The following is an 8,024-nucleotide window of genomic DNA, read 5'->3' as shown; positions in this document are numbered from 1 at the left end:
GCACCCCGGCGTTGGCGACCCGCGGGTTCTCCGAGGAGGCGTTTGCCGAGGTTGCGGAGATCATCGCGCAGACCCTGATTGCCGGGGCCGAAGGCAACACCGGGGTGTTGCCGGAGTTGAAGGCCCGGGTTCTGGAGCTGGCCGCAGCCCACCCACTGTACCCAAACCTGAAAAAGATCGGAGAATAGCCATGGCTGATTTGCTGCCTGAGCACCCGGAATTCCTCTGGGCCAACCCGGAGCCGAAGAAGTCCTATGATGTCGTCATCGTCGGCGGCGGCGGCCATGGCCTGGCCACCGCCTACTACCTGGCCAAGAACCACGGCATCACCAACGTCGCCGTCCTGGAAAAGGGCTGGCTGGCCGGCGGGAACATGGCCCGCAACACCACCATCATCCGCTCGAACTACCTGTGGGACGAATCCGCGGGCATTTACGAGAAGTCCCTGAAGCTGTGGGAGCAGCTGCCCGAGGAACTGGACTACGACTTCCTGTTCTCCCAGCGCGGCGTGCTGAACCTCGCCCACACCCTGGGAGATGTGCGCGAATCAGTGCGCCGCGTGGAGGCCAACAAGTTCAACGGAGTCGACGCCGAGTGGCTCACCCCGGAACAGGTCAAGGAAGTCTGCCCGATCATCAACATCGGCGACGACATCCGCTACCCGGTCATGGGCGCCACCTACCAGCCGCGCGCCGGCATCGCCAAGCACGACCACGTGGCCTGGGCCTTCGCCCGCAAGGCCAACGAAATGGGCGTGGACATCATCCAGAACTGCGAAGTCACCGGCTTCCTGAAGGACGGCGAGAAGGTCACCGGCGTGAAGACCACGCGCGGCACCATCCACGCCGGCAAGGTCGCCCTGGCCGGTGCCGGGCACTCCTCGGTGCTGGCGGAACTGGCGGGCTTCGAACTGCCCATCCAGTCCCACCCGCTGCAGGCCCTGGTCTCCGAGCTGTTCGAACCGGTCCACCCGACGGTGGTCATGTCCAACCACATCCACGTCTACGTCTCCCAGGCCCACAAGGGCGAACTGGTCATGGGCGCGGGCATCGACAGCTACAACGGCTATGGCCAGCGCGGCGCGTTCCACGTGATCGAGGAACAGATGGCCGCCGCGGTGGAGCTGTTCCCGATCTTCGCCCGGGCGCACGTGCTGCGCACCTGGGGCGGCATCGTGGACACCACCATGGACGCCTCGCCAATCATTTCCAAGACGCCGATCCAGAACCTCTACGTCAACTGCGGCTGGGGTACCGGCGGCTTCAAGGGAACCCCGGGCGCCGGTTTCACCCTGGCGCACACCATTGCCAACGACGAGGCCCACGCGTTGAACGCACCGTTCAGCCTGGAACGTTTTGAAACCGGCCACCTGATCGACGAACACGGCGCAGCAGCCGTGGCCCACTAGGAGCAGCCACCATGATGCTGATTGAATGCCCGAACTGCGGGCCGCGCAACGAAACCGAATTCTCCTACGGCGGCCAGGCCCATGTGGCCTACCCCGAGGACCCGAACGCCCTGAGCGACAAGGAATGGTCCCGCTACCTGTTCTACCGCGAGAACTCCAAGGGGATCTTCGCCGAACGCTGGGTCCACTCCGGCGGATGCCGCAAGTGGTTCAACGCCCTGCGCGATACCGCAACCTATGAATTCAAGGCCGTCTACCGGGCCGGGGAACCGCGTCCGGAACTGAACACCCAGGGAGGATCCCGATGAGCCAGAACACGTCCTACCGGCTGCCGGCCGAGCAGTCCCCGGCCGCCCGGATCGACCGCGGAGAAGCCCTGGTCCTGACGGTCGACGGAAAGCAGCTGGAAGCCTTCCGTGGCGACACCGTAGCCAGCGCCATGCTCGCCAACGGCCAGCGCGCCTGCGGCAACTCGATGTACCTGGACCGCCCGCGCGGTATCTTCTCCGCCGGCGTCGAGGAGCCCAACGCCCTGGTGACCGTGGAGGCCCGCCACGAGCAGGACATCAACGAGTCGATGCTCGCCGCCACCACCGTTCCGGTGACCGCCAACCTGAGCGCCACGCTGCTGCGCGGCCTGGGCGTGCTGGACCCGAGCACCGATCCGGCCTACTACGACCACGTGCACGTGCACACCGATGTGCTGGTGGTAGGCGCCGGCCCTGCCGGCCTGGCCGCCGCCCGCGAGGCGTCCCGCTCCGGGGCCCGTGTGCTGCTGCTGGATGAGCGCGCCGAAGCCGGAGGCTCGCTGCGCGATGCCGCCGGCGAGCAGATCGACGGCCAGGATGCCGCAGCGTGGATCGATGCGACCGTCGCCGAGCTGGCAGCGGCCGAGGAAACCACCCACCTGCAGCGCACCACAGTGCTCGGCTCCTACGACGCGAACTACGTGGTCGCCGTGCAGCGTCGCACCGTGCACCTGGATAGGCCTTCCGGCGCCGGCGTCTCGCGTGAACGCATCTGGCACATCCGCGCCAACCAGGTGGTGCTGGCCACCGGCGCCCACGAGCGCCCGATCGTGTTCGAGAACAACGACCGCCCGGGCATCATGCTCGCCGGCGCCGTGCGCAGCTACCTGAACCGCTACGGCGTGCGCGCCGGGGCGCAGATCGTCGTGGCTACCACCAACGACTCCGCCTACCCGCTGGTTGCGGACCTCGCCGCCAGCGGTGGAGTAGTCGCCGTCATCGATGCCCGTACCACGGTGTCCGCCGCGGCGGCGGAAGCAGTGGGCGCCGGGGTTCGTGTCATCACTGGCTCCGTCGTCGTGGACACCGAAGCCAACGAGTCAGGCGAACTGTCGGCAGTGATCGTCGCCGAGCTGGGCGAGGACCGCGACCTGGGCGAGCCGCAGCGCTTCGAGGCCGACGTGCTGGCAGTGGCCGGCGGCTTCAACCCGGTGGTGCACCTGCACTCACAGCGCCAGGGCAAGCTGGTGTGGGACACCTCGATCCACGCCTTCGTCCCTGACGCGGCAGTGGCCAACCAGCACCTGGCCGGCGCGCTGACCGGCCTGTTCGACACCGCCAGCGCGCTGTCCACCGGCGCCGCGGTGGGGGCCGCGGCGGCCACCGCCGCGGGCTTCGAGCGCATCGCCCAGGTGCCGCAGGCGCTGCCGGTGCCGGCCGGGGAAACCCGCCCGGTTTGGCTGGTGCCCTCGCTGAACGGCGACCAGGCAACGAACTACACCACCCACTTCGTCGACCTGCAGCGCGACCAGACCGTCTCCGACGTGCTGCGTGCCACCGGCGCAGGCCTGGAATCGGTGGAGCATATCAAGCGGTACACCTCGATCTCCACCGCCAATGACCAAGGCAAGACCTCTGGCGTCGCGGCCATCGGCGTGATCGCCGCGGTGCTGGGCATCGAGAACCCGGCCGAGATCGGCACCACCACCTTCCGCGCCCCGTACACCCCGGTCGCCTTCGCCGCCCTGGCCGGCCGGACCCGCGGTGAGCTGCTGGACCCGGCGCGCATCACCCCGATGCACTCCTGGCACCTGGCGCAGGGCGCGAAGTTCGAGGACGTGGGCCAGTGGAAGCGTGCCTGGTACTACCCGCAGGACGGGGAGGACATGGACGCTGCGGTCTACCGCGAATGCGCAGCGGTGCGCGAGTCGGTCGGCATGCTCGACGCCACCACCCTGGGCAAGATCGAGATCCGCGGCGCGGATGCAGCCGAGTTCCTGAACCGCATCTACACCAACGGCTACACCAAGCTGAAGGTCGGCATGGCCCGCTACGGCGTGATGTGCAAGGCCGACGGCATGGTCTTCGACGACGGCGTGACCCTGCGCCTGGCCGAGGACCGCTTCCTGATGCACACCACCACCGGCGGCGCCGCCGGCGTGCTGGACTGGCTGGAGGAATGGCTGCAGACCGAATGGCCGGAGCTGGATGTCACCTGCACCTCGGTGACCGAGCAGCTGGCCACCGTGGCGGTGGTCGGTCCGCGGTCGCGCGATGTGGTGGCCAAGCTGGTGACCGGGCTGGACGTCTCCAACGACGCGTTCAAGTTCATGTCCTTCCAGGACGTGACCCTGGATTCGGGCATCGAGGCGCGCATCAGCCGCATCTCCTTCTCCGGCGAACTGGCCTACGAGATCGCGATCCCGTCCTGGCACGGCCTGCGCGTCTGGGAAGACGTGTACGCCGCCGGGCAGGAATTCAACATCACGCCGTACGGCACCGAAACCATGCACGTGCTGCGCGCCGAAAAGGGATTCATCATCGTCGGCCAGGACACCGACGGCACGGTGACCCCGCAGGACGCCGGCATGGAATGGGTGGTCTCCAAGCTCAAGGACTTCGTGGGCAAGCGCTCCTTCTCGCGGGAAGACAATCTGCGCGAGGATCGCAAGCACCTGGTCTCCGTGCTGCCGGTGGACACCGCGCTGCGGCTGGCCGAGGGCGCCGCCCTGGTCGCCGACGGCGCGGTGGAAACCGAGGGCTGCACCCCGATGGAAGGCTGGGTCACCAGCTCCTACAACTCGCCGGCGCTGGGCCGCACCTTCGGCCTGGCACTGATTAAGAACGGGCGCAGCCGCATCGGCGAAGTGCTCAAGACCCCGGTCAACGGCCAGCTGGTCGATGTCCTCGTCTCCGATCTCGTACTTTTCGACCCGGAAGGGAGCCGCCGCGATGGCTAGCAACACCCTGATTGAATCAACCTCCGTGCGCCGTTCCCCGGCCGAGCACCTGGCCGAAGCCATGGCCCAGGGCTCCACCGCCGGCACGGTCCAGCTGCGGGAAATCGCCTTCGCCACCCAGGTCGGCGTGCGCGCGGTGCCTGGCAGCGGCGGATTCGCCGCGCTGGCAGAAGCCGTCGGCACCGGGCTGCCGCAGCAGGTCGGGGAGGTCGCAGGCTCCGTGGAGGGCACCGCGGTGCTCTGGCTCGGACCGGACGAGTTCCTGGCCATCGCGCCGGAAGGCGCGGAACTTGCCGCAGAGCTGGTTGCGGCGCTGGGGGACGAGCCCGGCCAGGTGGTCGACCTGTCGGCCAACCGCAGTGTGCTTGAACTGTCCGGACCGGCCGCGCCGCTGGTGCTGCGCAAGAGCTGCCCGGCGGACCTGCACCCGCGCGCCTTCGGCGTCAACCGCGCCATCACCACCACGCTGGCGAACATCCCGGTGCTGCTGTGGCGCACCGGCGAGCAGTCCTGGTACATCCTGCCGCGCGCCTCGTTCACCGAGCACACCGTGCACTGGCTGATCGACGCGATGAGCGAATTCGCCTCGGAGCCGGTCGCCTAGCGCGGCGTAGTCCTCCATTCCGGGCGCTGGCTGGTTTGCGGCCCGACCGGTTCCCGCCACGTCCAGTGCCGGGAACCGGTCGGTGGCGACCGGCGCCGGCGTTGCTCAGCCGGGATGGGCTGCGCCTCGCCGCCGCATTGGGAGGTCCGGCGGCGGAGCGTTGAGCGGTCCCTGCCCGGCGGGTTGATGGTTCCCGCCGGGCACCGGGGCTTCACCGGTTCAGCCCGCCGAGGGGGAGTAGCCTGGGAGCACCCCGGGCGAAGAAACCAGACACAAACTTTTTCGCGGAGCACGCCCCGAGTGCGTGTTCCGCCCCAGACACCTGAATGGAAGTGGATCATGAGCGAACAGGTTCGGCACGTCTTGACCCTTCAGTGCCCTGAAGGCATCGGCATCGTGCACGCGGTGACCGGTTTCCTGGTCCGGCACCAGCGCACCATCGTGGAGCTCAAGCAGTACGACGACATGAGCGCCGGACGCCTGTTCCTGCGCGTGGATTTCGCCGGCGACTCCGCCCCGGATCTGTTGGACGCCCTGCGCAGCGAGTTCTCCGAGGTCGCCGCGAAATTCGACATGGACTGGCAGCTGCGCGAGCGCGGCCAGAAGACCAAGGTGCTGATCATGGTCTCCAAGTTCGAGCACTGCCTGCAGGACCTGCTTTTCCGCATGCACTCGGGGGACCTGCCCATCGAGGTGGTCGGGGTTGCTTCCAACCACCCGGACCACCGCTCGCTGGTGGAATGGTACGGAATCGGCTTCCACCACATCCCGATCAGCAAGGACACCAAGCCGCGGGCCGAGGCCGCGCTGCTTGAACTGATCGATCAGACCGGCGCCGAGCTGGTGGTGCTGGCCCGCTACATGCAGGTGCTCTCCGACCACTTGGCCAGCGAGCTGACCGGAAAGACCATCAACATCCACCATTCGTTCCTGCCATCCTTCAAGGGCGCCAAGCCTTACCACCAGGCGTGGGAACGCGGCGTGAAAACGGTGGGCGCCACCGCGCACTACGTGAATTCGGAACTCGACGAGGGCCCGATCATCGCCCAGCAGGTGGTGGAGGTGGACCACACCTACGGCCCGCAGGACCTGGTGGCCGCCGGCCGCGACTCGGAATGCAAGGCGCTGTCCAACGCGGTGCGCTGGCACTGCGAAGGGCGCGTGTTCCTCTACGGCAACCGCACCGTGGTGCTGCGCTAGCATCCGGGTCGCAGGAGGCCAGCCGTTGCCCGTAGGCTTAATGGCAAACCTCCACCCAAGCGAAGGACGGCTCATGGCCAGCAAGAAGCGTCAAGGCAAAAAGAACTCCGGCGCAGGAAACCCTGCCAAGGCGGCCCAGCGCGGCCGCAGCGTGCACAAGATCCAGGCCGAGCTGTCGGTTGACGCGCTGCGCGGCCAGTACGTCGCCTGGGTCGCCGCCCAGGTTCCTGCCTTCTCTCCGGCGGACGCAGCCCAGGCCGCGGAGATCCAGTTGGACGTCATCCGCACCATCGGCGGGGAGTACGCCGAAACCGCGCGCAGCTCCAACCTGTTCGACCTGGACCCGGAGCTCTTCGGCCAGGCCCTGGCCGACTTCCTGGTCAACCTGCCGGACAACGTGGCGCCCGAGCCGATCTTCTCCACCTGGCTGGACTTCTTCAGCTTCGCCGAGGACACCAGCCTGTGGCAGGGCGGCGCGGATAATCTCGAGGAAGTGCGCGAGATGCTGGAAGACGCCCTGGACGGCTTCGCTGAAGGCGATGCGGAAATCTGCGCCCTGCTGCGCGCCACCCCGCTCTTCGACGCCGTGAAGAACTTCGCGGTGGCCATCGGCGACGGCATCGCGACCAACGACTTCACCGATTCCGCCAGCTCCTCGCGGGCCCAGGTCTTCGAGGCCATGGGCATCGACGCGCAGTCCGTGGAAGCCGACGCCCCGGCCCCGCTGCGCTTCAACTACATCTGGAACGCGGCGATGATGTCCGTGGTGACCACCACCGAAACCAGCATCGTGCGCGACGAGGAAGCCTTCGCCGAATTCCTGGACGGCGAGCAGGCCGACAGCGCCCAGCTGCTCTTCGAGATGGCCGTCGCCTGCGTGCAGGCGCACCTGAACCCGACCATGGACACCAGCCTGCGCGACGAAGCCCACTACCTGGTGGTGCGCAACCTGCTGGTCACCGCGTCCACCGGACGCGACGGGGACCTGGAAGGCCTGCGCCGCAATGTCGGCGCGAAGATCTACGACTCGGTGCTGCCAGAGGCCACCGAGGCAATGGCCTCGCTGGCAGGTTTCGGCCTGCTGCAGCGCGACGGGGAAACCTACAGCATCGACGAACGCCTGGTCCCGGTGGTCTCCGCCGGCATCAGCGAGGTGGAAGCCTTCTTCGAGGAAGCCGTCTAGTCATCCCCGCGTGAAAACGCAATCGCGATGAGCCTGCGCAGCACCGACTCGTCGACGTCATCCAGCTTCTTCACGTAGACGCAGCCTGCTCCCTCGGTATACGTGCCGAGTTCCGGGAGCAGCGCTGCGCCTGCGGGCAGGTCCTTGAGCCCGTAGATGGACAGCGCCGTTTTGCGCGGCGAGAATCCGGTTTTGGGCCAGATGCCGGTGGTGCGCGCATTGGCGGGGGAGACATACCGGTACTGGCCGTAGCCCACGATCGACGGCCCCCACATCACCGGGTCGGCCCCGGTGGTTTCGGCGAAGATCCGGGCCAGCTGCTCGCCGTCGGTCCGGCGTTTGGCCGGGGTGGCGGCGGCGAGGAACTCCTCGACGCTGGCATCGGTGGGCTGGGTCTTGGGTGCACTGGCCATGGCGGGCT

Annotated in this window: 7 protein-coding genes and 1 pseudogene; 7 read left to right on the top strand and 1 reads right to left on the bottom strand. The window is 67.8% G+C overall.

What is annotated here, in order from left to right; all coding sequences use genetic code 11:
• The 7 genes and pseudogenes from C1H84_RS17275 to C1H84_RS17245 form a co-directional block, all read left to right on the top strand.
• Positions 1–188, top strand: a pseudogene (locus C1H84_RS17275) (serine hydroxymethyltransferase); the annotation flags it as partial.
• 2 nt (positions 189–190) lie between these two features.
• Positions 191–1,408, top strand: coding sequence for a sarcosine oxidase subunit beta family protein (locus C1H84_RS17270; protein ID WP_047120392.1), 1,218 nt, complete (start codon positions 191–193; stop codon positions 1,406–1,408).
• Positions 1,409–1,419: 11 nt separating this feature from the next.
• The gene (locus tag C1H84_RS17265) at positions 1,420–1,716 is read left to right on the top strand and encodes a sarcosine oxidase subunit delta (RefSeq protein ID WP_047120391.1); all 297 of its coding nucleotides are present in this window, start codon (positions 1,420–1,422) and stop codon (positions 1,714–1,716) included.
• Positions 1,713–4,616, top strand: coding sequence for a sarcosine oxidase subunit alpha (locus C1H84_RS17260; protein WP_113608119.1), 2,904 nt, complete (start codon positions 1,713–1,715; stop codon positions 4,614–4,616). The genes C1H84_RS17265 and C1H84_RS17260 overlap by 4 nt, the downstream gene beginning before the upstream one ends.
• On the top strand, positions 4,609–5,220 hold the full coding sequence (locus tag C1H84_RS17255) for a sarcosine oxidase subunit gamma (RefSeq protein ID WP_047120389.1): 612 nt from the start codon (positions 4,609–4,611) through the stop codon (positions 5,218–5,220). Before C1H84_RS17260 ends, C1H84_RS17255 begins: the two co-directional genes overlap by 8 nt.
• 339 nt (positions 5,221–5,559) lie before the next feature.
• Positions 5,560–6,420, top strand: a complete 861-nt coding sequence (gene purU / locus C1H84_RS17250; protein ID WP_047120388.1) for a formyltetrahydrofolate deformylase — start codon at positions 5,560–5,562, stop codon at positions 6,418–6,420.
• A gap of 73 nt (positions 6,421–6,493) precedes the next feature.
• A complete protein-coding gene (locus tag C1H84_RS17245; protein ID WP_113608118.1) occupies positions 6,494–7,603 on the top strand; it encodes a hypothetical protein in 1,110 nt (369 codons plus the stop codon).
• On the opposite strand, the gene C1H84_RS17240 is transcribed toward C1H84_RS17245, so the two are convergent.
• Positions 7,600–8,016: a DUF1801 domain-containing protein gene (locus C1H84_RS17240; RefSeq protein WP_113608117.1), complete on the bottom strand. Its 417-nt coding sequence runs from the start codon at positions 8,014–8,016 to the stop codon at positions 7,600–7,602. The two genes, C1H84_RS17245 and C1H84_RS17240, sit on opposite strands and share 4 nt — an antisense overlap.
• Between the last annotated feature and the right edge of the window lie 8 nt (positions 8,017–8,024).

Source organism: Glutamicibacter soli (genome assembly GCF_003309065.1).
Lineage (GTDB): Bacteria > Actinomycetota > Actinomycetes > Actinomycetales > Micrococcaceae > Glutamicibacter > Glutamicibacter soli.
The sequence above is the reverse complement of the archived record's forward strand: the minus strand, read 5'-3'. Positions and strand labels throughout refer to the sequence as shown.